This window comes from Streptomyces sp. CNH287, from assembly GCF_000424825.1.
Window position 1 is genome coordinate 52912 of sequence record NZ_AUKQ01000014.1, and the last position, 23933, is coordinate 76844.

General features: G+C 73.8%; 27 protein-coding genes. 8 read left to right on the forward strand and 19 right to left on the reverse strand.

What is annotated here, in order from left to right:
* Positions 1–3: 3 nt before the first annotated feature.
* The 3 genes from tadA to H299_RS39950 form a co-directional block, all read right to left on the reverse strand.
* The gene (gene tadA, locus H299_RS34360; RefSeq protein WP_027749116.1) at positions 4–573 is read right to left on the reverse strand and encodes a tRNA adenosine(34) deaminase TadA; all 570 of its coding nucleotides are present in this window, start codon (positions 571–573) and stop codon (positions 4–6) included.
* 18 nt (positions 574–591) lie between these two features.
* The gene (locus H299_RS0115325; RefSeq protein ID WP_027749117.1) at positions 592–1137 is read right to left on the reverse strand and encodes a tRNA adenosine deaminase-associated protein; all 546 of its coding nucleotides are present in this window, start codon (positions 1135–1137) and stop codon (positions 592–594) included.
* Between the two features lie 154 nt (positions 1138–1291).
* Entirely contained in the window at positions 1292–1453 is a 162-nt protein-coding gene (locus tag H299_RS39950) for a hypothetical protein (protein WP_199782453.1), read from the reverse strand.
* Between the two features lie 94 nt (positions 1454–1547).
* Here H299_RS39950 and upp point away from each other — a divergent pair, with 94 nt between their 5' ends.
* Positions 1548–2183, forward strand: a complete 636-nt coding sequence (upp, locus tag H299_RS0115335; RefSeq protein WP_027749118.1) for a uracil phosphoribosyltransferase — start codon at positions 1548–1550, stop codon at positions 2181–2183.
* A 12-nt stretch (positions 2184–2195) separates the two neighbouring features.
* Here the strand turns inward: upp and H299_RS0115340 are convergent, their stop codons facing one another.
* The 4 genes from H299_RS0115340 to H299_RS0115355 all read right to left on the reverse strand — a co-directional run bounded on the left by H299_RS0115340 (position 2196) and on the right by H299_RS0115355 (position 5522).
* Complete coding sequence (locus H299_RS0115340) at positions 2196–2906, reverse strand: LytR C-terminal domain-containing protein (protein ID WP_078512766.1); 711 nt, start codon at positions 2904–2906, stop codon at positions 2196–2198.
* A gap of 91 nt (positions 2907–2997) precedes the next feature.
* Entirely contained in the window at positions 2998–3294 is a 297-nt protein-coding gene (locus H299_RS0115345; RefSeq protein WP_006377352.1) for a type II toxin-antitoxin system VapB family antitoxin, read from the reverse strand.
* 172 nt (positions 3295–3466) lie between these two features.
* Positions 3467–3853: a hypothetical protein gene (locus H299_RS0115350; RefSeq protein WP_486587284.1), complete on the reverse strand. Its 387-nt coding sequence runs from the start codon at positions 3851–3853 to the stop codon at positions 3467–3469.
* 67 nt (positions 3854–3920) lie between these two features.
* Positions 3921–5522 (reverse strand): M28 family metallopeptidase, encoded by a 1602-nt coding sequence (locus H299_RS0115355; protein WP_486587285.1) that lies wholly within the window; start codon positions 5520–5522, stop codon positions 3921–3923.
* 263 nt (positions 5523–5785) lie between these two features.
* Between H299_RS0115355 and H299_RS34370 the strand changes: the two genes are divergently transcribed.
* Entirely contained in the window at positions 5786–6211 is a 426-nt protein-coding gene (locus tag H299_RS34370; protein ID WP_051262504.1) for a hypothetical protein, read from the forward strand.
* Positions 6212–6255: 44 nt separating this feature from the next.
* Here the strand turns inward: H299_RS34370 and H299_RS34375 are convergent, their stop codons facing one another.
* On the reverse strand, positions 6256–6543 hold the full coding sequence (locus H299_RS34375) for a hypothetical protein (protein ID WP_106965801.1): 288 nt from the start codon (positions 6541–6543) through the stop codon (positions 6256–6258).
* 277 nt (positions 6544–6820) lie between these two features.
* On the opposite strand from H299_RS34375, the gene H299_RS34380 reads away from it, so the two are divergent.
* The 4 genes from H299_RS34380 (at position 6821) to H299_RS34385 (ending at position 11060) form a co-directional block, all read left to right on the forward strand.
* Entirely contained in the window at positions 6821–7240 is a 420-nt protein-coding gene (locus H299_RS34380; protein ID WP_051262505.1) for a DUF3040 domain-containing protein, read from the forward strand.
* A 173-nt stretch (positions 7241–7413) separates the two neighbouring features.
* Complete coding sequence (locus H299_RS0115375; protein WP_027749122.1) at positions 7414–8949, forward strand: potassium/proton antiporter; 1536 nt, start codon at positions 7414–7416, stop codon at positions 8947–8949.
* Between the two features lie 314 nt (positions 8950–9263).
* Complete coding sequence (locus H299_RS0115380) at positions 9264–9749, forward strand: cation:proton antiporter regulatory subunit (protein ID WP_027749123.1); 486 nt, start codon at positions 9264–9266, stop codon at positions 9747–9749.
* A 6-nt stretch (positions 9750–9755) separates the two neighbouring features.
* On the forward strand, positions 9756–11060 hold the full coding sequence (locus H299_RS34385) for a cation:proton antiporter (protein WP_051262506.1): 1305 nt from the start codon (positions 9756–9758) through the stop codon (positions 11058–11060).
* Between the two features lie 18 nt (positions 11061–11078).
* On the opposite strand, the gene H299_RS0115390 is transcribed toward H299_RS34385, so the two are convergent.
* Positions 11079–11651 (reverse strand): dihydrofolate reductase family protein, encoded by a 573-nt coding sequence (locus H299_RS0115390; protein WP_027749124.1) that lies wholly within the window; start codon positions 11649–11651, stop codon positions 11079–11081.
* A 112-nt stretch (positions 11652–11763) separates the two neighbouring features.
* Positions 11764–12858: a hypothetical protein gene (locus H299_RS39955; protein WP_486587286.1), complete on the reverse strand. Its 1095-nt coding sequence runs from the start codon at positions 12856–12858 to the stop codon at positions 11764–11766.
* Positions 12859–13069: 211 nt separating this feature from the next.
* Between H299_RS39955 and H299_RS0115400 the strand changes: the two genes are divergently transcribed.
* Positions 13070–13669: a hypothetical protein gene (locus H299_RS0115400; protein ID WP_027749126.1), complete on the forward strand. Its 600-nt coding sequence runs from the start codon at positions 13070–13072 to the stop codon at positions 13667–13669.
* Here H299_RS0115400 and H299_RS0115405 read toward each other — a convergent pair.
* A complete protein-coding gene (locus H299_RS0115405) occupies positions 13596–14174 on the reverse strand; it encodes a DUF6939 family protein (RefSeq protein ID WP_027749127.1) in 579 nt (192 codons plus the stop codon). The genes H299_RS0115400 and H299_RS0115405 overlap by 74 nt on opposite strands.
* A 123-nt stretch (positions 14175–14297) precedes the next feature.
* Positions 14298–15272 carry an MmyB family transcriptional regulator gene (locus tag H299_RS34390; RefSeq protein WP_051262530.1) on the reverse strand — a complete coding sequence of 325 codons (975 nt, stop codon included), beginning with the start codon at positions 15270–15272 and terminating at the stop codon, positions 14298–14300.
* Positions 15273–15468: 196 nt separating this feature from the next.
* Here H299_RS34390 and H299_RS0115415 point away from each other — a divergent pair, with 196 nt between their 5' ends.
* Positions 15469–16305, forward strand: a complete 837-nt coding sequence (locus H299_RS0115415; protein WP_051262507.1) for an aminotransferase class IV family protein — start codon at positions 15469–15471, stop codon at positions 16303–16305.
* Between the two features lie 48 nt (positions 16306–16353).
* Here H299_RS0115415 and H299_RS0115420 read toward each other — a convergent pair whose 3' ends face one another.
* The 7 genes from H299_RS0115420 to H299_RS34400 form a co-directional block, all read right to left on the reverse strand.
* Entirely contained in the window at positions 16354–18414 is a 2061-nt protein-coding gene (locus H299_RS0115420; RefSeq protein WP_486587298.1) for a HelD family protein, read from the reverse strand.
* A gap of 138 nt (positions 18415–18552) precedes the next feature.
* Positions 18553–19242, reverse strand: coding sequence for a TetR/AcrR family transcriptional regulator (locus tag H299_RS0115425; RefSeq protein ID WP_037759185.1), 690 nt, complete (start codon positions 19240–19242; stop codon positions 18553–18555).
* Between the two features lie 9 nt (positions 19243–19251).
* A complete protein-coding gene (locus H299_RS0115430) occupies positions 19252–20223 on the reverse strand; it encodes a hypothetical protein (protein WP_027749131.1) in 972 nt (323 codons plus the stop codon).
* Positions 20220–21272, reverse strand: coding sequence for a protein phosphatase 2C domain-containing protein (locus H299_RS34395; RefSeq protein ID WP_051262509.1), 1053 nt, complete (start codon positions 21270–21272; stop codon positions 20220–20222). Before H299_RS34395 ends, H299_RS0115430 begins: the two co-directional genes overlap by 4 nt.
* 17 nt (positions 21273–21289) lie before the next feature.
* The gene (locus H299_RS0115440; protein ID WP_027749132.1) at positions 21290–21955 is read right to left on the reverse strand and encodes a VWA domain-containing protein; all 666 of its coding nucleotides are present in this window, start codon (positions 21953–21955) and stop codon (positions 21290–21292) included.
* Between the two features lie 87 nt (positions 21956–22042).
* Positions 22043–22519 (reverse strand): hypothetical protein, encoded by a 477-nt coding sequence (locus tag H299_RS0115445; RefSeq protein WP_027749133.1) that lies wholly within the window; start codon positions 22517–22519, stop codon positions 22043–22045.
* Positions 22516–23889 carry a hypothetical protein gene (locus H299_RS34400; RefSeq protein WP_051262510.1) on the reverse strand — a complete coding sequence of 458 codons (1374 nt, stop codon included), beginning with the start codon at positions 23887–23889 and terminating at the stop codon, positions 22516–22518. The genes H299_RS0115445 and H299_RS34400 overlap by 4 nt, the downstream gene beginning before the upstream one ends.
* Positions 23890–23933 lie beyond the last annotated feature (44 nt).

Genomic DNA, 23933 nt, shown 5'->3' on the forward strand with positions numbered 1-23933 from the left:
AGCTTAGCCCACAGTGGGGGCGTCGCCGAAATCGGTATCCGGCCCGGCGCTCGCGGCGTCCGCGCGGAAGAAGTCCGTCAGCAGGCGCCCGCACTCGGCCGCCCGTACCCCGTGGATCACCTCGGGGCGGTGGTTGAGCCGCCGGTCGCGTACGACGTCCCACAGCGAGCCGGCCGCGCCCGCCTTCGGGTCGGTCGCGCCGTAGACGACCCGGTCGAGCCGGGAGAGCACGACGGCCCCGGCGCACATCGTGCACGGCTCCAGGGTCACCAGCAGGGTGCAGCCGTGCAGCCGCCAGCCGCCGACCGCGCGCGCCGCCTCGCGCAGGGCGAGCACCTCGGCGTGCGCGGTCGGGTCGCCGGTGGCCTCGCGTGCGTTGCGTCCCCGGCCGAGCACGCCGCCGTCCGGGCCGAGGACGACGGCGCCGACCGGCACGTCACCGGTCTCCGGTGCCCGTACGGCCTCGCCGAGGGCGAGCCGCATGGGCGCCAGCCAGGGATCGCGCACGGGGTCGGGGTCGGCGCCGTCGTGCGCGGGGCCGTACGGCGCCGAGGGGTCAGCGGTGTGGTCCATATCGCCTCGAAGGCCCGGCTACCGGACCGCCTCCAGGACGTCCGTGCAGCCCAGGACGTCCGCGATCTCGCCGAGCGCGTCCTCGGCGGTCAGCGTGAGCAGCTCCTTCTCGTCCATGCCCAGGTCGGACAGGAGGGCGGCGTCGCCCAGCGGCCCGGACGGGACGGAGTCCGCCGAGTCGGCCGGCTCCGGGCCGGCCGATCCGTCGCCCTCGGGCTCCGGCTCGCCGTCCTCCGTGCCGTCGAGGTCGACGAGCTGTTCGAGGGCGGCCGGGTCCTCCGGTTCGCGGCCGAGCAGGTCGTCCGAGAGCAGGATCTCGCCGTACGCGCTGCGCATGGCGGCAGCGGCGTCCGAGACGTAGATCCGGGGGTCCTCCTCCCCGTCCACGCGGACGACACCGAACCAGGTGCCGTCCTGCTCGATGCAGACCAGCACCGTCTCGTCGTCGGATGCGGCCTGGCGGGCCAGGTCGGCGAGATCGGCGAGGGTCTCCACATCGTCGAGCTCCGTGTCGCTCGCTTCCCACCCGTCTTCGGTGCGCGCGAGCAGTGCGGCGAAATACACCGTGACTCTCCCACTTGTTTCCGTGTGCCCGAGTGCCGGCGAGGACCGCGCCCCCGCCCCAATCGAATCGTGGCAGAAACAGCGGCTTCGCGAAGGGTCTTCGACCGTGCGTCGGGCAGGTGTTTGTCCGGAAGTCGCCCCTCGGGCGCCTGCGTCACCAGCGAAACGTCCGCATTCGCATCTGCTGCCGCATACGTGCCGCTCGGGCGCGGCGCGGCTGCACGCGGTCGCGCAGCTCCTTGGCCTCGTTCAGCTCGCGGAGGAAGTGGGCTCTGCGCCGGAGCCGCTCCGCGTCTGACTTGCTGGGTTCTGGCATATGCACACCTCCGGGCGTACATGCCTACTTTCCCTCCGGGAAGCGGTGTCACGCCACTCCTGGCGGCGCTCGGTCTCCGTTACTGTCGGGTCCTATGCGGATCAACGTTGTCGACCACCCGTTGGTGGCGCACAAGCTCACCACCCTGCGCGACCAGCGCACCGACTCCCCCACCTTCCGGCGGCTGGCCGACGAGCTGGTGACCCTGCTCGCCTACGAGGCCACCCGCGAGGTGCGCACCGAGGCGGTGGACCTCGTCACCCCCGTCACCTCGACGACCGGGGTGCGGCTCTCGCATCCGCGGCCGCTGGTGGTGCCGATCCTGCGCGCCGGGCTCGGCATGCTGGAGGGGATGGTGCGGCTGCTGCCGACGGCCGAGGTCGGCTTCCTGGGGATGATCCGCGACGAGAACACCCTCCGGCCGAGCACGTACACGACGCGGATGCCCGACGATCTCTCCGGGCGCCAGGTCTACGTGCTGGACCCGATGCTGGCGACCGGCGGGACGCTGGTGGCCGGGATAAACGAACTGATCGCGCGCGGCGCCGAGGAGGTCACGGCGATCTGCCTGCTGGCCGCGCCCGAGGGCGTCGGCGTGGTGGAGCGGGAGTTGGCGGGCACCCGGGTCACGGTGGTGACCGCCGCCGTCGACGAGCGGCTGAACGAGCAGGGCTACATCGTGCCGGGGCTGGGCGACGCGGGCGACCGGATGTACGGGCCGGCGGAGTAGCGGGCAGCCGCGTCAGCAGGTGGGGGAGGGCTTCGGGCCGGGGCTCACCAGCGCGGCCATGGCCCGGGTGGCGTCCTGTTCCGCGGTGAGCTTCTTGAAGGTCCGGCCGATCACCAGGTCGACGTCCGCGCCGTCGCGGTGGTCGTAGCGGGTGTCGGCGCCCTTGAGGTGGAGGCCGAGGACCTTCAGCCTGTCGGCCGTGTCCGGGCCGGTCGCGCCCACGAGCAGGCCGGTGTTGCGGACCTTCTTGTCGAACTCGCCCGGCGCGTTCGCGACCTTGCCGATCTTGAAGCCGCGCTCCTTGAGGGCGTCGGCGGTGTCGGCGGCGAGCCCGCTGCGCGTGGTGGCGTTCAGCACGTTGACGGTGATGCTGCCGGGCTTGGGCAGCGCCGCGGCTGCCTTGTCCCCGGCAGTCTTGTCCCCGGTGGGCTTCTCCCCGCCGGTCCCGCCTTCGCCGGGCTTGGCGTCCGGCACGGCGCCGCCCCCGTCCGGCGCTGCGCACTTGTCCCCGGACCGGTCCGCGGCCTCGGCGGTGGAGCCGTCGTCCCCGGTGAAGACGTCGATGAGCTGGAGCGCCCCCCAGCCGGTCAGGCCCAGGACCGTGACCGCCGCGACGCCGGCGAGCACGAGCTTGCGGCGGTTGTCGGGGCGGCGCATGCGCGGGTAGCGGTCACCCTTGATGCGGTACTGGCCGCCCATGCCGGGAGGAGTGAGCATGCTCATGTGCGCAGGGTAATGCCCGACAGGGATGATGCCTACTAAATGATCAATGGCGAGCCGTGTCGATCACCCGGGCGTCACACGGGGGCGGCGCTCAGTCCATCTCCAGGACCCGCGCGTGCAGCACCTGCCGCTGCTGGAGCGCCGCGCGCACCGCTCGGTGCAGGCCGTCCTCCAGGTAGAGGTCGCCCTGCCACTTCACGACGTGGGCGAACAAGTCGCCGTAGAACGTCGAGTCCTCGGCGAGCAGGGTCTCCAGGTCGAGCTGGCCCTTCGTGGTGACGAGCTGGTCCAGGCGCACCGGGCGTGGGGCCACATCCGCCCACTGGCGGGTGCTTTCCCGGCCGTGGTCGGGGTACGGCCGCCCGTTTCCGATTCGCTTGAAGATCACACGGAAAGCCTACCGGGCGAGCGGTGCCGGGCGCAGCCATGCTGCGGGAGCGCAAAAACTGACACAGCAGACGAAGGGGCAGAACTGCTGCCGGAACGCGCGCCCTGAGCCGACGGGAGCAGGGGGCGCGCAGGGGAGGCGCGCGGGACGGGCGCTGCCGCTGGTGGGGAAGTCAGCCCTGCTCGCGGGCGGCGAGACCCCTCCGCAGGTCCTCGGCGTTCATCACCGGACAGCACTCGAGCCGTGCGCCCAGTTCCTGGAAGAGCGGCTCGGAGATGACGGGCATCTCCGAGCTGTCCTGCATGTCGAAGACGAACGTGCAGGTCCGCACGCCGTCGCCCGGGCCGAAGTAGGCCGCCTCCGGCTCCAGCCGTGCCGTCAGCTCCCGCATGATCTCGGGTAGACGGCCGGTCTTGATTGCCTCGTTCGCCGAGGCGGTGTCCAGATGTGCGCGCAGCATGACCCGCATGGCGCTGCTCCTCGCGGCCGCCACGACCGGCGCGGTCCAGCCGCGCTCGCGGAGACCCGGCGGCTTCCCCTCCAGCGTCCTCCCGGACACCCCGGGCGGCAACCCTCGCGCGCCCGGCCGGACGTGCGAGAGGTTGCCGCGGTTCAGCGGGTTGCCGCTACTGCGTGGTGTGGTGCGCGTGCGGCCCGCCCTGGCCGCCCGCCGTCCGGACGGTGGGCCGTACCGGGGCCTTGCGCTTCAGCGGGCCGGTGTCCCAGGCGTAGTGGCCGACGGCGTCGGCGATGACGTCGACGTTGATGTCGAGCGCCTCCTTGCTGATGTTGTCGAGACCGTCGCACGCCGCGTGGTAGCACTTGTCGTACGCGACGCCCGCCTCACCGCCCCACAGCGCGGCCTCCTCCGCGGATTTGATCCCCTCGGCGCCGGTGAAGGTGCCGCCGGAGGGGATGCCCACCTCGATGAACGGGCCGTAGTCCGAGCGGCCGGAGAAGTCCGTGCCGCGCGGCTCGTCGCCCCGCTCGCGCAGGAAGGTGTTGATGGCGTGTTCGAGCTGGGCCGAGCCCTCCGGCCCGGGACCCGCGCCGACGCCGTCGGAGTCGTCGCCGTCGTAGACGAACAGACCGTGGTTCGGCGACGCGATCATGTCGAAGTTGAGGTAGAGGGCGATGTCCTCGCGCTCCGCCGGGGAGAGGTCGGCGACGTAGTGCTCGGAGCCGACGAGCCCCAACTCCTCCGCCGTCCAGAACGCGAACCGCACCTTGTTGTCGTGGCTGCCCCTGCCGTGGCCGCCCTTGCCGTGGCCGCCGCGGCCGTCGGCGCGGGCCAGCTGGAGTGCGGCCTCCAGCAGTCCGGCCGAACCGGAGGCGTTGTCGTTGATGCCCGGACCGTCCGCCACGGAGTCCAGGTGCGCGCCGAGCATCACCACGTTGTCCGGGTCGCCGCCGCGTGTCTCGGCGATGACGTTGGGCGTCCTGCGCTGCTCCTGGAACTCCCGGATCTCCAGGTTGACGCGGACCTCTCCCCGGGCCGCCTCGGCGGCCAGCGCCGTGCCGTCCGCCTGGCTGATGCCGCCGGTCGGTACGCGTCCGGCGGTCGGGTCGCCGAGGGTGCCGTTGAGCGCGCCGTCGGTGTTGTTGTAGATGAGCGCGCCGACCGCACCGGCGTCCGCCGCGTTGGCCTGCTTGACGGCGAAGGTGCAGCCGCCGCGCTCGATCAGGGCGATCTTGCCCGTGTAGCCGCCGCCCGCGAAGTCCGCGGCCTCGCAGCCGGTGCCCTCGTCCTTGGGCACCACGGCGAGGGGCGCCTCGGCGCCGCCCTCGGGGGTGCTCTTGGTGTACGTCATCAGGTTCACGGGTACGTCGCGGGCGTTCGCGCCCAGCACCTTGAGCTTCTCGGCGAGCGGTTCCACGTACGTGAACTCGAAGTCCTCGTACGTCACCTTGTACCCGGCCTGCTTGAGCAGGGTGCCCACGTAGCGTGCCGAGAGTGTGTGCCCCCGGGCGCCGGCGGCGCGGTTGCCCTCGCTGCGGTCGGCGATGGCCTGGAAGGCGCGCAGGTGCTTCATCGCCCCCTTGGCGCCCGTGCGGGCGACCAGCTCGCGGGCGAGCCTGTCCCCCTTCTCAGCCGGGCTCCGGTCGCCGTGGCGGTCCGGTGCGGCCGTCGCGCTGCTCGCGCCGCCGGCCAGCAGGAGCGGGGTGGCCAGCGCGGTCGCGGCGAGCGCCGCCACCGCCCGGCGTCTGGTGCGGTTCGTCAGGTGCACAATCAGGGTCCTTCCCGAGGTACGGCAGGAACGGCACTGTCGGCGTGGGGGTGGCGCGCCCGGATCGCGGACGCGGTGACAGGACGGTAGCGGCCTGGGGGGCGGCTGGGAACGGCTCGTACGGGCCATCCGCGCGGGCCGTCCGGGGGGCGCGGGCCGGGCGTGATCGAGTTGCCGACGGGCGTACGGGGGTGTGCCCTGGTAGGGGCGGAGCGGCACGGAGCGCGGGGGCGTTCGCGGGGGACGAGTGAGAGGAGCCCGCCATGCACGCACACACCGCGCACACCACAGGCACCGGCGCCACCGCGTACACCGCGTACCCCGGGGGCGCCGCGCGGGGTCACCGGCACGGGACGGCCGCCTGGGCGCTGCCGGTCCTCATCGGCGTCGCGTTCGGCATGTACGCCTGGTTCCTGGCCCGCGACCAGGACTTCACCACGACCGCGACGGTGATCGGCCTGGTGGCCGGGGTGCTCGCGATGGCGGTCTGCTTCGCCCTCGCCCGGGTGCAGTGGTCCCTGGTGCGGGAGGTGCGGGCGATGACCTACGGCGGCGCGTTCGGCGCGGGCACCGGCTACCTCTACAGCCTCAGCGGCGGCAGCATCCTGACCGCCGTGGTGCTGGGCCTGGTGCTCGGCGGCTGTCTGGGCGCCGCCGCCTTCTACGTCTTCTACACCCACGAGGACTGAGAGCCCGTCCCGGCAGGCTGCTGCACGGCCTCCGCCCGGCGTGCTCACCAGGGGTGGTCGCGGGCGTCGTGCCGGGCGGGCTCGTCACCGGGCTGCTCGTACCCGGGGGGCTCTTGCGCGTAGCGCGCGGAGGTGTGCGCGGTGTCGGCGAGCCGCCGCTCCGCGCGGGCGCGCGCCCAGGAGCGGAGGAGGCCCAGGAGGACGCCCAGCAGGCCGCCCCAGATCAGGATCGTGCCCAGAGCGCCGAGGTCGACCCAGGTGGGCTCCCAGGTGACGGCGTACTTGAGGATGGCGCCGATGATGGCCAGCGCGAGGCCGCCCGCTGTGGTCATGGCCGGTGCACTCCTTACGGGACGGTCCTGGGGCTCGCTCAGGTCCTGCTCGCTCCCCTCAGCCAAGGCGGACGGGCGGCCGGGCGCGAGCGGGGGTGCTGCGTCGGAGTGACGCGGGTGAGGGGCCGCCCCGGGGCGCGTACAGCGCGTACAGGGTGCGCACCCGCCGCAATGGGTGCCGGCACGGATGGCCGCCGCCCCCGCCGCCCGACACCCTGGGGGTGACCAGTCCCGCGACGGGCCTGGTCCGGTACCTGTGTGCTGGGAGGGACGAGCGATGGCCTACTCCGACGAGGAGCGGCTCGCCGAACTGGCGGCCGGACTCCGGCGCGACGACCCCCGTCTGGCGCGGGCCCTGGAGACCGGCGGGCGGAGCCTGGCGGAGCAGCGGGAGCCGCTGCGGCGGCCGGTCCAGCGGCGGCCGGTCCACCGACGAGCTTCCGCCTGGGCGCTGATGGCCGCCGCGCTGGCGGCGCTGGGCATGGGGATCGCGCTGGGCCAGGGCCTGGTGATCGCCGTCGGACTCGTGGTGGCGGGCGTCAGCGGCCACCTCTTCGACCGGTCGTACGAGGGGGCCGGACCGGACGGGGAGGCGGACGAAGGACCGCGCGGACCGGCCGAGGGCCACCGTACGGGCGACGGCTCGGGCCGGGGCTCGGGCCGCGGGACGGACAGAGGGCGACGCTCGCGCCACTGAACCACCGGGCGCTCGGGCGGCGTGGGGCCGCCGGGGGTGACGCGTCGCGGTCCGGCCCCGGCGGGCGGCCCGCGGTCTCAGCGGCGAGACTGGGCACAGCCGCCCCGCGGTCCCCTCCGTCCGCCCCCGCCCGTACGCTCCGCCCGCCCGCCACCTGCACCGGAGTCGCCCCGATGACCTTGCAGCAGCTCTATGTCGCGCTGCTCATCGGTGGTACCGCCCTTCTCGCCAGCATCGCCGCCGCCCGTACGGCGAGCCGGATCGGGCTGCCCAGCCTGCTGCTCTTCCTGGCGGTCGGCGTGGTGCTCGGCGAGGACGTGCTGGGCCTCGACTTCGACGACGCGCAGCTCGCCCAGAACCTGGGCGCCGCCGCGCTCGCGGTGATCCTGGTCGACGGCGGTCTGACCACCCAGTGGCGGGACGTACGCCGGCTGCTGCTGCCCGCCGGGGTGCTGGCCACGTTCGGGGTGGCCCTCTCGGTCGTGATCACCGCGGCGGGCGCGCACCTGCTGCTCGGCATGGAGTGGCGGCTCGCGCTGCTGCTGGGCGCGATCGTCTCCTCCACGGACGCCGCCGCGACCTTCGCGGTGCTGCGCGCGCTGCCGCTGCCCAAGCGGGTCACCGGGCTGCTGGAGGCGGAGTCGGGCTTCAACGACGCGCCCACCGTCATCCTCGTGCTGGTCTTCAGCACCGCCGCCGCCGATCTGCCCGACCCGGTGTCGATCTTCGGGAACGTGCTCTACCAGCTCGTCGTCGGTGCCGCGTTCGGCCTGGCCATCGGCTGGCTGGGGGCGCTGGCGCTGCGGCACATCGCGCTGCCCGCCACCGGCCTCTACCCGCTGGCGACGGTCGGCTTCGGCATGGTCGCGTTCGCCGCCGCCGGGGCGATCGGCGCCAGCGGCATCATCGCCGCGTACCTGTCCGGGCTGGTGCTGGGCAACTCCGCGCTGCCGCACCGCGCCGCGACCCGCTCGTTCGCGGAGGGCGCCGGGTGGCTCGCGCAGATCGGGCTGTTCGTGATGCTCGGGCTGCTGGTGACGCCCAGCGAGCTGCCGTCCGCCGTGGGGCCCGCCGTCGCCGTCGGGCTGGTGCTGCTGCTGGTCGCCCGGCCGGTGTCGGTGGTGTTGTGCCTGACGCCGTTCCGTACGCCGTGGCGGGAGCGGGCGTTCGTCTCCTGGGCCGGGCTGCGCGGCGCGGTCCCGATCGTGCTCGCCACCTTCCCCGTGGTGGCCGGGGTGTCCGGGAGCGAGGACCTGCTGAACATCGTGTTCGTGCTGGTCGTCCTCTTCACGCTGGTCCAGGGCCCGGTGCTGCCCGCCGCCGCCCGGCTGCTGCGGCTGACCCGGGCGGGCGGTCTGCGCGAGGTCCAGGTCGAGTCGGCGCCGCTCGACGTGCTGGACGCCGAACTGCTCACCGCCTCCGTCCCGTCCGGCTCCCGGCTGCACGGGGTCGCCGTCTTCGAGCTGCGGCTGCCGCCGCCCACCGTCATCACCCTCATCGTGCGGGGCGGCACCAGCCTGGTGCCCGAGCACGACACCGTGCTCCGTACGGGCGACGAACTGCTGCTGGTCACCTCGCCGGACACGCGGGAGGCCGCCGAACGGCAGCTGCGCGCGGTGAGCAGGCGCGGCAAACTCGCCCGCTGGTTCGGCGAGCACGGCGACCCGGAGTCGTCGGACACCGCTTCGCCGCGTGACGGCGGTGCGTGACGGGGCGGCGCCGAGGCACCTGCGTCGAGGCGCGCGGAGAAAAAATTGTCCGGGATTATGCACCGGAATTCGGGCATCTGCACTGAATCGCCAGCTCTGGTACAAGGTAATGTACTGGTCAAGCGAGGGCTTCACGTGTACCCAGCGTGGCCGCTCCGTACTGTGCCGGTTGACGGAGGGGGAATCGACCGCACCGCAGCACTCCTGCCCCTGTGCCCATGCGCACTCGTGGCCGCATACTCTCCTCCGGGTCCTGCCCCGGCGGGGACCGGGCCGCCGCGAACTCAACGGAATCGTTTCTTTGGAGCGCTCGCATGGAGCACACCGCGCACTCGCGCAAAACCGCCCTGCCCGGGGTCGGCGCACGCTACGACCTCACCACGGATGCGGGCCACCACCTGTCCGTCGTCGCGCACCAGGACGGCCGCCGCATCCTCGCCTTCCATGACCCGGAGGACGACGACAACTGCAAGGACGCCGCCCCGCTCGCCCCCCACGAGGCGACCGCGCTGGCAGCCCTGCTCACCCCCGACCCGGTCGCGCACCTGCCCCAGCACCTGGAGATCGACCTGGTCACCGAGCACATCCCGGTCACCTCCCGGTCTCCGTACAGCGGGCGCACCCTGGGCGACACCCAGGTCCGCTCCCGTACGGGCGCCTCCATCGTCGCCGTCCTGCGCCGTACATCCGCCGAGCCCTCACCCACCCCCGACTTCCGGTTCGCCTCCGGTGACGTGCTCGTCGTCGTCGGCACCCGGGAGGGCGTGGACGCCGTCGCCGAACTGATCGCCGGAGGATAGAAGCCCGTGCACGACACCACCGCCATGCTCATCGAACTCGGAGCCATCATCCTTGGCCTGGGCATCCTCGGCAGATTCGCCGTGCGGATCGGGTTCTCCCCGATCCCGCTGTATCTGCTGGCGGGGCTCGCCTTCGGCCACGGCGGGCTGATGCCGATGGGCGCCAGTGAGGAGTTCGTCGCCACCGGCGCCGAGATCGGCGTCATCCTGCTGCTGCTCCTGCTCGGCCTGGAGTACAGCGCCTCCGAACTGGTCACCACCCTCAAGACCCAGTACCCCTCGGGTGCCGTGGACTTCGTGCTGAACGCGACCCCCGGCGCGGTGGCGGCGTTCCTGCTCGGCTGGGGTCCGGTGGCGGCGGTGGCACTGGCGGGGGTCACCTGGATCTCGTCCTCCGGGGTGATCGCGAAGGTGCTCGGCGACCTGGGGCGGCTGGGCAACCGCGAGACGCCCGTGGTGCTGGGCATCCTCGTCCTCGAGGACCTGGCGATGGCCGTCTACCTCCCCGTCCTCACCGCGCTGCTGGCCGGGGTGAGCCTGGCGGGCGGCAGCCTGACCGTACTGATCTCGCTCGGCACCGTCGGCGCGGTGCTCTACGTCGCGCTCCGGCACGGACGGCTGATCAGCAAGGCCGTCTCCTCCGACAACCCGGAGATGCTGCTGCTCGTCGTACTCGGCCTGACCCTGCTGGTCGCCGGGATCGCGCAGGACCTCCAGGTCTCGGCGGCGGTCGGCGCCTTCCTCGTCGGCATCGCGCTCTCCGGCGAGGTGGCCGAGGGCGCGTACCAGCTCATGACGCCGCTGCGCGACCTGTTCGCCGCCGTCTTCTTCGTCTTCTTCGGCCTGAGCACCGACCCCGAGAAGATCCCGCACGTCCTGGTGCCCGCGCTGCTCCTGGCGATCGTCTCGGTGTGCACCAAGGTCGCCACCGGCTGGTACGCGGCGCGGCGCGCGGGCATCGGCCGCAAGGGGCGCTGGCGGGCGGGCGGCACGCTCGTCGCGCGCGGCGAGTTCTCCATCGTCATCGCGGGGCTGGCCGTCGGGACCGAGCCCCGCATCGGGCCGCTGGCCACCGCGTACGTGCTGATCCTCGTCATCCTCGGGCCGCTGACCGCGCGCTGGACCGAGCCGCTGGTGCGGCGCTTCTCGAAGCCGGACGAGCCGGTCAGCCTGGCGAAGGCGTACCGGACGCCGGCCACGCCGGACGAGGGCGGCGCCGCTCTGCCCGCCCCCCGCGACGGGGCGGACGGCGCCGAGCCGGCCGACAGCGGAGCGGGCGGCCCCACGGGCGCGGCGGGGGCCCACACCTGAGCCCTGGGGCTCGCCGGGTCAGCGGACGACATCGAAGATGTTCAGCTGCATGCCGTTGTCGTACGCCTCGTGCTGGACGAGCTTCAGCTTCTGGGTGTCCTTGTCCGTCGTGCTGAAGAGCCGCTTGCCCGCGCCGAGCAGCAGCGGGAAGACCAGCAGGTGGTAGCGGTCGATGAGGCCGGCGTCGGAGAGGCTGCGGTTGAGGGCGGCGCTGCCGTGGACGATGATCGGGCCGCCCTCGGTCTCCTTGAGCGCGGCGACGTCGTCGAGGGAGCGCAGGATCGTCTGCTCGTTCCAGTTCGACACGAGGTCGTCCTCGGTGAGGGTGGTCGAGACGACGTACTTGGGCATGGCCCGGTAGCCCGTGAACTCCTCCATGTCCGGCCAGACCGGGCTGAACGACTCGTAGCTGACCCGGCCCATCATCAGCGCGGTGGCCTCCTCCTGCTCCCGGCCCTTGAGTGCGTACGCCTCCGGGAGGAAGTCGACCTCCTTGAACGTCCAGCCGGAGTTGCGGTAACCGGGCTCGCCGCCCGGGGCCTCCACGACGCCGTCGAGTGAGACGAAAGCGGTGGTGATCAGGGTGCGCATCGGGAATCTCCTAGAGAGGTGCGTTTCCGCTGGTGCTCAGCAGGTGGTGCGATGAACTACACCAGCCACCACTGACAGACGGCGGCTCGCACCGAAACTCATCGGGCAGCCCTCAGCCGCCGCCCCCGCCTCCGCCGCCACCCCCGCCGTCACCGCCACCGCCTCCCCCGCCACCGCTTTCGCTGCCGCCTCCGCCGCCACTCCCGTCGCCGCCGAAGCCGCCGTCACCGAAGCCGCCGTCACCGGCACCCCAGCCGTCGGCGCTGGCGCCGGGCCCGGAGTCCTCCGAGCCCGGCGCGAGACCGCTGTACCAGCGCTGCGCGAACACCGCGGGGTCGTCGATCCCGGTGAGCTGGTGCCTGCTGCCGAACCGGACCACGCCGGTGCTGTCGCCCAGCCCGAACGAGACCGCGAGCGCGTGCGCGAGCACCGCGTCCAGCGCGTCGCCGCCCCGGTAGTCGACGTCCGCGAGCGGCAGCATCGGCACGTCGCGGCCGACGGGCGCGTCGGGCCTCCCGAGCAGCGCGACCGGCATGCCCGCGCGCACGAGCCGGGAGGCGCGGGCGCTGTGCGGCAGCAGCTCCCAGCGCCGCCCGCCGGGCAGTTCGACGGCCACGTAGTTGCGGGCCACGGACCGGGAGGTGGTGATGGCCAGCTCGGCGACGTCCTCGCCGATGGTCAGCCGCAGGTCGCGCGTCGGATTGTTCCGGTCGGGGGAGACGCCGTACGGGGCGCGCAGCCGCACCACCGGTACGCCGCCCTCCGCCCAGACGTCCACCCGTGGCGTACGCCGGTCCACCGCGACGCTGATCGTGCCGGTCGGGCCGGGCGCGAACCGTCGGGCGATCCACAGCGGCACGCCCTCGGCGGCGGCCTGCGCGGCCAGCGCCCGCACCTGCTCCGGCCCGCCGCTGCGCTGCACGGCGAACCGCCCTAGCGTGTCGGCGAACTCCACGGACCGGCGCGGCCACACCGGCTTGGACGACCCCGTCACCCGGATGACGGGCACGCAGTCGCGTACGCCCCCGAAGGCGCTGACGGGCCGCTCGGTGCCGCCTCCGCCGAGCCACTTCCCGCGCTGGTACGCCTCCGCCATGGCGGGCAGGTTCAGTTCTTCCAGCGGTGTGGACTTCCGGCCGATGTGCAGCTCGTGCCCGCTCAGCCGCACCAGCCTGGCGAACGGATTGCGCGATGTCTCCTCGTACATGAACTCGTCCACTGTGCCCCCCGGTTGCGCTGCTTCCGGCACAGACGCCCGCACCACGGGCCGCGGTTGCGGCCAGGTATCCTCAGCCGCCGATGCGGGCGCCGGCGAGGTCGCCCGAGGACACCGACGAGGCAGGCGGGGCAGGCTGGCTCCTGTACCCCAGGGCTGCTGACCCGCGGAGCGGTCCACCCAGGAGAGAGCGAGACCCGACGTGAACATCGATGAGGCCGTCACCTTCTTCCAGGAGTTCCTCACCGCGGTGTACGAACAGGACGTCGCCAACCTCACGGAGCCGGACGACCAGCTCGAGGCGCGGATCGCGCGTACCGAGAGCTTCATGCACTCCTCGCCCGGCGCCGGCATGTCGTCCCCCTTCCTGCGCCCTCGGCGGATGCCGGCCGCGAGACTGGCGGCCATCGCGGAGCGCGCCCAGACGCCGGTACGCCGCCCGCTGTACCTGGCCGCGGAGTACGACGTGCCCGGGTGGGGTGCCTGCTTCGCCGCCGACGTCGGCGGCGGCGAAGAGACCAACTCCCTCGCGTACGAGCGCCGCTACTGGACGAGGGAAGTCGGCGGGGAGCCGAAGATCGTCGCGCTGTACGGGATCGACTTCTACGCCGAACGGCTCGCCTGGGAGCCGGTCATGGGCGCCGTGATCGCGCCCACCGGCGATCCGGTCGCGGTCCGCGCCCTGGCGGAGCCCCACGTCCCGCGCGACCAGGACGACTACCGGCGCGTCATCGCGTCCGCTCCGCAGGACGGGAGGGGGCGGCTTCCCGGGGCCAGCGGCCTTCCAGGTGCAGTCGGATGAGCGCGGCGTGGGAGAGCGGGCTGGTGGGATCGGAGACGTCGCCGTTGGTGGTGTAGTCGAGGAGGACGAGCTCCTTCTTCTCGCGGAGGCGCTCGATCAGATCGCCGACGCGGTGTTCGAGCATCCACCGGTAGGCAGGCAGATAGATCCGGTGCCGCGCCGTCTCGTAGGACAGCAGCCCGTCGCCATGCAGACCGGTGCGGTGGCCTTGGACGGGGCCGTAGCGGCGCACCGTCCGCTTGAGCCCCTTCATCGTGGTGATGTCGAGCTTGGCGGGGTCGACATCGCAGTCCTGGAAGACCTTGAGTGCCTGCCAGATCCCCTCCACGGACTGACTGGTCACGCCGTCGCAGTAGGGGACCGGAATGCCGCCGTGCGGGTAGAACGGGCTCAGCCGCACCCACGGTTCGGGGGCCTTGGAGGTCACATCGATGATCTCCGCCCCGGGGAACGCGGCGGTCAGCGACGCCCTCGCCCGACGGCGGCTCGCGATACGGATCGGCATCGGAAGGCTCCCTGCCTCGGTGACACGAGTGACATGAGTGGCCGAGCATCCCAGGTGCCACTGACATCCCTCCCGGGCGACGGGCACCGCCGACGGGAGCACGCGCGTCCTCCGGCGGCCGTCTCAGCCGGAACGCCGCTGCGCGGAGGCTTCCGTCGTGGGGGCTTCCGCCGCGGGGGCGTCCGGCGTACGGGCGTCCGCGCTCCAGCTGGCCAGCAGGCGCAGGCTCTCGGACGCGCTGGAGCCGGGCTGGGCGTGGAAGACGGTCAGGACCTGCTCGGAGTCGTCGGGCAGCCGCAACGCCTCGAAGGAGAGGGCCAGTTCGCCTACCAGCGGGTGGTGCAGGTGCTGCGCGCCGTGGTTCCGTTCCGCGACGTCGTGCCGGGCCCACAGGCGCCGGAAGTCATCGCTGCGTACGGAGAGTTCGCCGACCAGTGAGGTGAGCAGCGGGTCGCCGGAGTGGCAGCCGGCGTCCAGGCGCAGCGCGGCGACGAGGTCGGCCGCCTTCGCCTCCCAGTCCACGAACAGCCGCCGGTAGTCGGGCCGCAGGAAGACCAGCCGGGCCAGGTTGCGTTCCCGGGCGGGCAGTTGGTCCCAGTCGCCGAAGAGGGCCGCGGCCATCGGGTTCCAGGCGAGCAGCCCCGTACGCCGCCCGGTCACGTAGGCGGGCATGCCCTCCATGGAGGACATCAGCCCCCGCAGGGCCGGGCGCACCCGCTCCTGCCGCGGCGGCGTGGGCCGCCTGCTGTACTGGCACCTGGCCAGGTCGGTGAGGTGCTCGTACTCGGCCTCGGTCAGCCGCAGGGCGTCCGCGAGGGCTTCGAGCACCTCGGCCGAGACGTTCTGGCCCCGGCCCTGTTCGAGCCGGGTGAGGTAGGCGACGGAGACGGCGGCGAGCTGGGCCAGCTCCTCACGGCGCAGGCCGGGCACGCGCCGGGCCCGCCCGGAGTCCGGCAGGCCGACGTCCTGCGGGGTCAGCCGGGCGCGGCGGCTGCGCAGGAAGTCGCCGATCTCGGCGCGCGGGTCGAACGGCTGCTCGCGGCCGGGGGCCGCCGCGTCGGTCCCGTGCTGGTCGTCCGTGCCGTGCTGCTCGCTCATGCCGTCCATGCCGTCCATTGTCGCTGGTCCTCCGCACAGACGTACGGGTCGAGCCTGACCCTGGCAGTGGTAGGAACGCCAGGCGTCCGCAGCGGAGGGCTCTGGCTGACCCCGGCGCGCTGGGCCAGGCTCGTTCCCAGGCCGCCGCCACCGGGATGCGGGCGGCCGGGCACGACCACGATCCGGGAGACCTCAGATGAGCACCGCCACCGCTGCTGCCACCGCCCCCGCCGGCACCGCCCCCGCCGCCGTGAACGGCCGCCCCGCGAGCGCCGGGGAGCTGGCGCCGCTCGCGTTCGCGGGCTACGCCCACTTCACCGCCATGCAGGTGCGCGACGGCCGGGTCCGGGGCCTCGACCTGCACCTGGAGCGCCTGCGCTCCGCCTCGGTGCGGCTGTACGGCCGGGCGCTGCCCGAGGACCGGGTGCGGTCCCACCTGCGGCAGGCGCTGGCGGGCGGCCCGGCCGACCTGTCGCTGACGGCCACCGTCTACTCGACCGCGGGCGAGTTCACCGTGGCCGGGCCCGACGCGGAGCCCCGGCTGCTGGTTCGCACCGGCCCGGCTGCGACCGGCCCGGCGGGACCGCTGGCTCTGGCGGCGGTGGAGCACGAACGCTTCCTCCCGGCCGTCAAGCACGTCGGGGAGCCTGCCAAGACGTACCTGCTCCGCCAGGCCGCCGAGGACGGCTTCGACGACGCCGCGTTCCTCGACCGCCGCGGGCGCTTCAGCGAGGCGACGATCTGGAACCTGGCCTTCTGGGACGGCACCGCCGTGGTGTGGCCGGTGGCCGAGGTGCTGGGCGGGACGACGATGGGCATCGTCCGCCGCCGGCTGAACCGCCTCGGCGTCCCGCAGCGCGACCGGGAGGTCACCCCCGCCGACCTGCCGGAGCTGGCCGGGGCCGTGGTCATGAACTCCTGGACCCCGGGCGTGCCCGTGCACCGGATCGGCGCCACGCGGCTGCCCGAGGCCCCCCGTTTCCTGGAACTGCTGCACCGCGCCTACCGCGCCGAGCCGCTCACCGCGCCGTGACGGTCCACCGCGCCGTGACGGTCCACCGCGCCGTGACGGTCCGGTGCGTCAGCTCGCCAGCGCTGCCGGGAGAGGGCGGTGGTGCAGCACGTCGAGGCGGGAGACCGCGCGGGTCAGGACCACGAACAGCCGGTTGTGGCCCCGCGGTTCGGCCTCGGCGATCGCGGCGGGCTCCACCAGCACCACATGGTCGTACTCCAGCCCCTTGGCGTCGGCCGCCGCGAGGACGGTGACCTGCGCGGAGCCGCCTGCCTCCGCCGGACCGGCGGTGGAGAAGCCCGCGGCGTCGAGCGCCGCGCGCAGCCCGTCCGTCTCCGGGCCGTGCGCGATGACGCCGATCGACCCCTCGCGGGTGAGCGCCTGCCGTACGGCCGCCACGGTGGCGTCGCCCAGGTCGGGGACACGGCGCACGGACAGTTCGCCGCCGCTCCGCAGCGAGCGCGCCTCCGGGACCTGCGCCGGGAACGCGTCCAGCAGCCGGTTGGCCAGCGCGAGGATCTCCGCCGGGACCCGGAAGCCGGTGCTCAGCGGGATCACCGGAGCCTCCGGTACGCCCAGGTGGCGCAGGTGGCCGGGCCAGTCCCGGGCGGCCCAGGGGGTGGTGCCCTGGGCGAGGTCACCCAGGACCGTCAGCGAGCCGAACCCGGCCCGCCGCGCGATGGCGCGGCACTGCATGGGCGACAGGTCCTGCGCCTCGTCGACGACCACGTGTCCGTAGCCCGCCGGACGTTCGACCAGTCCGGCCAGTTCATCCAGCAGCACCAGATCGGCGGACGACCAGCGCGCCGTGCGCCACGAGCGCGGGGGCTTCGCCCAGCGCAGCACCCGCTGCTCGGCGGGGCCGAGGATGCCGTCCGCCGCCCGGGCGAGCGCATCCGTGCCGGGGCCCGCCCCCGGCCCCGCCCCCGCCCCCGTGCCCCCGCCGCCGAGCAGCGCGGTGAGCACCTCCTCGGGCGCGGTCCTGGGCCACACCTCGTCGACGAACGCGGACACCGGACGCGCCCGGCCCATCCGGCGCAGCCACTCGCCGCCCCGCGGCCCGGCCCGCCGCTCCGCCTGCCGGTGCAGCAGCCGCGCCACCCGTGCCCGTACGCGTTCGCGGCCCACCGCGTACGGCGGCTCCTCGGCGCGGACCTCGGCGACGATTTCGGCCAGTTCCCCGGCGGCCACGCGCCAGCGGTACGAGCCGTCGGACACCTCCAGCGGGCCGGACACCCGCCCCACCCGCCCGTACAGCGCGCGGCGCAGCACCCGCGCCATCCGGACGTCGTGCTTGAGCGCCGCTGCCGCCGCCCCGTCCGCCGCGCGCACCGGGTGGCGGGCGATCTCCTCGTCCACCGTGGACTGCCGCACCCCGCTCTCGCCGAGCGAGGGCAGCACATCGGCGATGTAGGCGAGGAAGGCCGGGTTGGGGCCGAGGATCAGCAGACCGGCACGCTGGGCGCGCTGGGGGTGGGTGTAGAGGAGGTACGCGGCGCGGTGCAGGCCGACCGCGGTCTTTCCGGTGCCCGGCGCGCCCTGGACACAGAGCGAGGTGTCCAGACCGGCGCGGACCAGGTCGTCCTGCTCGGGCTGGAGGGTCGCGGCGATGTCGCGCATGGGGCCGACGCGGGGGCGCTCGATCTCCCGGCGGAGGATGCCGCCCTCGCTGCCGTACTGCCCGTTGCTGCCGTCCCTGTTGCTGTCGCTGTCGTACGCGGCGCCGTCCCCGCTCATCAGGTGCTCGTCCTCCAGCCCCGTCAGGTCCTCCGGGGCGCCGTCGCTCCACGGCGCCCAGCCGAACCGGCGGCGTACCGCGACGCCCTGCGGCGCCTGCGCGCCGGCCTGGTAGAACGCCCGGGCGACCGGCGCGCGCCAGTCGATGACGAGGGGCGGGGCGGCGGCCTCCTCGGTGATGCGGCTGCGGCCGAGGTAGTACCGCTGGCCGCGGTGGTCACCGGCGTCCGGCCCGCCGCCGTAGTCGAGGCGGCCGAAGAAGAGCGGGCGCTCGTCCTCCTCCCGCAGCTGCTTGGCGCGGGTGCGCAGCTGGTAGCCGAGGGTCTCGGCGTCGGCGCCGGAGGCCGCGACGTCCTGGCCGCTGACGACCCGCGCCTCCGCGCCCTCGGACATGGCGGCTCTGGCGGTACGGCAGCGCTGGTGGTGGGCGCGCTCGCTGCTGAGTTCGCGGTCGAGTGGGTTCACGGTGGCAACCGTAGCAAAAAACGTTACCGAGTTAAAAATGTGACCAGGTAACGAAATCGACTCTCCTCAGCTGTACCGCCCGAGCCCGCGGGACAGCTGCCGGTACCCGAGATCCGCGTCCGCGGTGGCTCGCGCGAGCGTCGCGTCGGCCGTCGCCCCGGCGTGGATGCGGGACCAGTTCCGCTCCGCGAGGGTGCGCTGCACCGCGGTGATCTGCCCGGCCGCCAGCCGCGCCGCGAGTCCGCCGTCGGGCAGCGGATCGGCCGCGACGGCCGCATCCGGCGCCGCCTCCGCCAGGGCGCGGGCCAGCGCCTCCTCCGAGCGGTGCAGATACGCCTGCAGCCGGGCGACCAGGCTCGGTGTCCCGTAGAGCAGCCCGTGGTACTCCAGCACCTCCGGCTCGTCGTTGAGCCCGGTCACCGGGTCGTGCCGGGCCAGCGCGTCCAGGAAGTGCCGGTGCAGCGCCTCCAGCGGTGGCCGCCCGGCCGCCCGGCCCGCCCGTACGACCTCGGCCGCCTCCTCCTCGTGGTCGGCGAACCGGTGCAGTGCCAGGTCCTCCTTCGCCGGGAAGTAGCGGAAGAGCGTGGGCTTGGAGATCCCGGCGGCAGCCGCCACCTCGGCGACCGGTACCTGGTCGAACCCCTTCGCCAGGAAGAGCGCGATCGCGGTGTCGGAGACCGTCCGGTACATCAGCCGTTTCTTGCGTTCCCGCAGCCCGCCCGGTTCGCCGCCGCCTCCGCTCCTGCCCACGCTCATGCGGGCAGCCTACGCACCACCCGGTGGGCGGAGCGGGATGGAGCCGCGGTCGCGGGTGCCGTCCAGGACCGCGCGGTTGGGTGCCGGGCGCGGTCGCGGCGGGGTGGCCGGGGGCAGCTTGATCGTGCCGCGCGGGGAGAGCGCCCTGCTCCACTCGGCGAGGGTGGGCCGGGAGCCGTACGCGCCGTCCGCCTCGGTCAGCAGCCTGCGTACGGCGTGCTCCTGCCGGTCGTCCAGCTCGCCCGGCACCGGGGTGAACGGCTTCCCGGGCGCCGCGTACGCGTCCCGGGCCAGCACGCGGGCGACCGCGAGGGCCGCCTTGTAGCGGTCGCTGTCCACGGTGGCCGTCGCGGGCCCGGCCCGGGGGTCCTGCCAGTCCACGGTCTCCGCCTGCGCCAGTACGGGATCGCTGCCGGTGGTGCGGAAGCCGTCGCAGTCCAGCAGGTAGACGGCCGGCTGCGGACGTACCGTCCACAGCACGTTGGCCTGCGAGACGTCGCCCAGCACGAGCTGCCAGGTGTGCAGCCGGTCGATCAGCTCCACCAGCGCCAGGGCCAGCGCCCGCCGCTGCCCGGCCGCGGGCTGGGCGATGTCCTGCCAGGCGGGACGCGGTTCGCGCAGCAGGAACTGAAGCTCCGTCAGCTTGCTGGCGTCCTGCCGCGTGCGCCAGGTCATCGACGACGGCGCCCGGTGCATCAGGAAGCCCGCCGTCCGGCCGCGGTGGCCGTCGTCCACGACCCGGCACAGCGGCCACGCGGCCTGCTCGTCCAGCCGCGCGCGCCGGTCCGGCGGCAGGCGGCGGCGTACGGAGACGAGGGCCTCCAGCGCACGGCCGTTGACCCGGTCCGGGGCCCGGTAGCTCTTGTACAGCAGCCCGTCCTGCCCGGCGATGGTCAGCACCTCGCCCTGGCCCCCGTCGCCGATCTTCTGCCCGGTGGCCAGGGCGGCCAGCGGGACGTCGGCGCCGTCCTGGGCACTCACCGGGGGTCGGCGCCTTCCCACAGGCAGACCACGGTGCGGTCGTCGTCGTACGACTTCACCCGAGTCTGCGCCTGCCACAGGAAGTCGGCGGGCTGCGGCACGGGGGCCTCGGGACCCCAGTGCTCGCCCAGGAGTTCGCGCAGTTCCGGGTTGCCCTCGAACGGGCCGGAGAAGCCGTCCGTGCACAGGACGAGGACGTCGCCGGGCTGGGCGGGGCCGAGCAGCCGGGTGGCCACCCGGTCGTACGACACCGGGAGCGCGTGGGTGCGGGTGACGATGACGCCCCCGCCGTCCCCGTTCTCCTGCCGCTCGGCGGCGTCCAGGTCGTGCCACCGCCCGCCGCGGAGCCGGTAGAGGCCGCCGTCGCCGACGGCGAGGAAGCCGCGGGTGCGTACGGCCGGGTCCAGCGGGACCAGCAGCGCGCGCAGCGTCGTCGAGTACTGGGTGTGCGGGACCTTGCGGGCGGCGACCTCCCGCAGCAGGTGCGCGACGGCCTCCCGTACCGCCGAGTCGGCCAGGGCCTCGAACGCGGCGGCGTCCCCCGCGCGCAGCGCCGCGGCCAGCCGTTCGGCGAGGTCGTCCAGCTTACGGGCGGTGATGCGGATCATGCCGCGCGAGCCGCGGTGCGAGAGGCGCTCGCTGCCGACGCCGTCCGCGACCACCAGGAACAGCAACTCCGCGTCACCGCTGCCGAGTTGGATCACGCCCAGCGCGTCCTGGCGGCACTCGTGCAGGTGGCGGTGCGCGTCGCCGCGTACGGACGCGCCGCGCACCGTCAGCGGGCCGTAGGTGCCGCCGTCCAGCTCGGTGTCGGCGATGATGGCGCTGTACCAGTCGCCGTCCGTGATCGAGGGGGAGCCCGAGGGCGTGGGCGGGTAGCTGGGCGGCCTGTTGCCGATGTGCGGGGGCACGCCGCGCGGCTCGGCCGGGTCGGGTGCCTCCGGGCGCGGGGTGAGCGGGCCGCCGTCGTACGGGCCTTGGTCGTACGGGCCTTCGTCGTACGAGGCGCCGTCGTACGGGTTGCCCTGCGCGTTCGTGTCCTGATGCATGCGGGACCCCCTGGCGGTCAGAGCTTGTCGAGGTTGACGGTGCTGAACCCCGGCACGGTGTCGTCCACGGCCAGCGCGAATCCCGCTCCGCCGTCGGCGGGGATGCTGCCCGCGGAACGCACGATGGAACGGGTGAGGCTGGCCGCGAACTCCCGCAGCGCGGCGGCCGGGGAGACCGAGGAGTCCTGCTGCATGAAGGCGCGGAAGTTGGCGACCTGGGAGATGGTGCCGGTGTCCGCGTCGCCGATGCCGAAGGCGATGATCTTCGGACCGTAGCGGGAGGAGGTCAGGTCTTCGAGGGCCTTCTCCCAGCCGGAGTCGGTGGGCACCCCGTCGGAGAGGAAGAAGACGACCGGCCGGTAGACCTCGTGCTGCTGGCCCTTGAGGGTCGCGACGTCCTGCTCGATGCTCTGCTGGAGGGTGCGGAACGCCGTGCCGTACGCGGTGACGCCGCCCGCCGTGAGCGCGGGCAGCTCGTCCAGCTCGCTCAGGTCCACCAGCGGCTGGAGGACCTTGGCGTCGTCCGAGAAGCCGATCAGCGCGAAGCGCGTCTTGTCGGCGACGGTCGGGTTGGTGCTGATCTCCTGATGCAGCTCGGGCAGCGCGGAGTTGATGGCGTCGATCGGCGGGCCGCCCATGGAGCCGGATTCGTCGCACACCATGTAGAAGGGCAGGATCTGCACGGAAGTTCTCCTCCAGAGGGGGGATTTCGGTGGTGCGGGATGCGGGATGCGGGATGCGGGATGCGTGCGGGGTGCGGGGTCGTGTCGTCATCGGGTGAAGAAGTAGATCTCCAGGTCCGCGTGGCCCACCGAGCCGCCCAGCTCCATGAAGTCCCGGGTGGTGGTGCCCTCGAACATCTCCGGACGGGCGTCGTCCAGCAGCGAGTTGACCCGGTGCGCGTAGGCGATGCCCGCCCGCGCCTGCGGGGTGCGGCCGAAGGTGAGGACGATGGCGGCCTTGCGGCCCTCGTACTTCTCGGTGGCCTTGCGCAGTTGGGAGATGATCCGCTTCCGGTCCGCGGAGTCTGCGTCCACCGGCACCTTCACCGGCTTGCGTTCCACCGACAGCGGCCCGGTCGGGGTGGGGGTGGGCGTGGGGGTGGCGGAGTCGCTGGGCTTCGGTCCGGGGTCGGGTGGCTTGCCCGGGTCGCCCTGGTCGCCCATGGCGACGAGCGCGAGGACCAGGAGCATGTCGGCGAAGAGCCAGCCCGCCAAGTGCAGCGGGCTGAACCCGCGCCGCTTCACCGGGGGTTCCCGCTGCCGCCGGGACGTCCGGGCCCGGCCGTGGGCGACCCGGCCGGCGGCGGGCCGGGCGGGCGCACGGGGCTGCGGCGCGGCCACCAGGGGCCCCGACGGCGGGAGCCGGTGTCCTCGTAGCCGTTCCCGCCTTCGTGGGTCTGGCCGCCGGCCGGGGCGCCCGCTGAGGCGCCGCCACCGCCGTAGTACCCGTACGTGCGCCGCTCCTCCGCGAGCCGCCCGCGTACCGCGTCCTCCAACTCGGTGAACCGCTCGGCCGCCGTACGCAGCGCCTCCGTCTGCTCGGCCAGCTGCCGGAACGTGTCCTGCGCGGCGGCCACGACCTGGTTGCTGCTCTCGGTCACCTCGTTGAGCCGGGACAGCGTCCGTCCGCTGAGGTCGGAGGCCACCTCGGTGCTGGTGGTGAACGAGCGCTGCGAGCTGTTCACCGTGCTCAGCGCGTCCTCGATCCTGGTCGTCCCCTGGTCGAGGTGCTCGCTGATCTCGCTGTTGACCAGGCGGATGTCGTCCAGCGCGGTGGTGAGCGAGCCGCCCTGGCTGCGGACGGCCAGCTCGATCCGGGCGGCGGCCTCCGTCAGCGGTTTGACGGCCGCGTCGGCGGCCTCCAGCCGCTGCGCGGCCACCACCATCGTCTCGCTGGTCTGCTGGGTGGCTTTCGTCAGCGTCTCCTGCACCGTGACGGCCTGCTCCGCGAGCCCGGTCAGCAGCCCCGCCGCCTTGCCCAGCTCGCCGGTGAACCGGTCGGGGGAGGCGTGCCGTGCCTCGTTCAGGTGCAACTGCGCCCGTACGAGGAGCGGGACGAGCCGGGCGAGCAGGTCGTCGCCCTTGCGCCGGGCATCCTCCTCGGCGCGTTCGACCGCGGCCCGCCGGGCCCCGTGCGCGAAGGCGCAGCCGAGCAGCAGCACGATCGCGGCGGTGGCGAAGCCCGCCACGTGCCCGAAGGTGTACAGGCCCGAGAGGTGGCCCTCGAAGCCGGTCTGCCACAGCTGGAGGAACGGGCGGTTCGACTGCCTCGGGTCCGACTCGAGGAGCGACTCGTACGCCCCGGAGGCCCGGGTCAGCCCGAGCCAGGTGAAGAGCAGCGGCACGAAGACCAGCGCGCCGAGACCGGCCTCCAGCCAGCGCCAGTACGGCGTCTCGGCCGGGGTGCGCGTCGCGTCGCGGACGCTCTCGGGCCGGGCGTAGGCCTGTACGAGGTCCAGCTCGGCCCAGGGGGCGAGGGCCTTGGTGTCGCGCGCCTTGAGCGCCACCGAGAGCAGCTCCAGCTCGTCCTGCCGGGATCTGAGCCCCGATTCGCGGGCGATCTCGGCGATATCCTCTCCGACCTGCTCGCGTGCAGGCAGGGTCCCGACGGGCATGCCACCCCCAATGGAAGCATCCGGGAGGAAACTGCCTCGGAGCA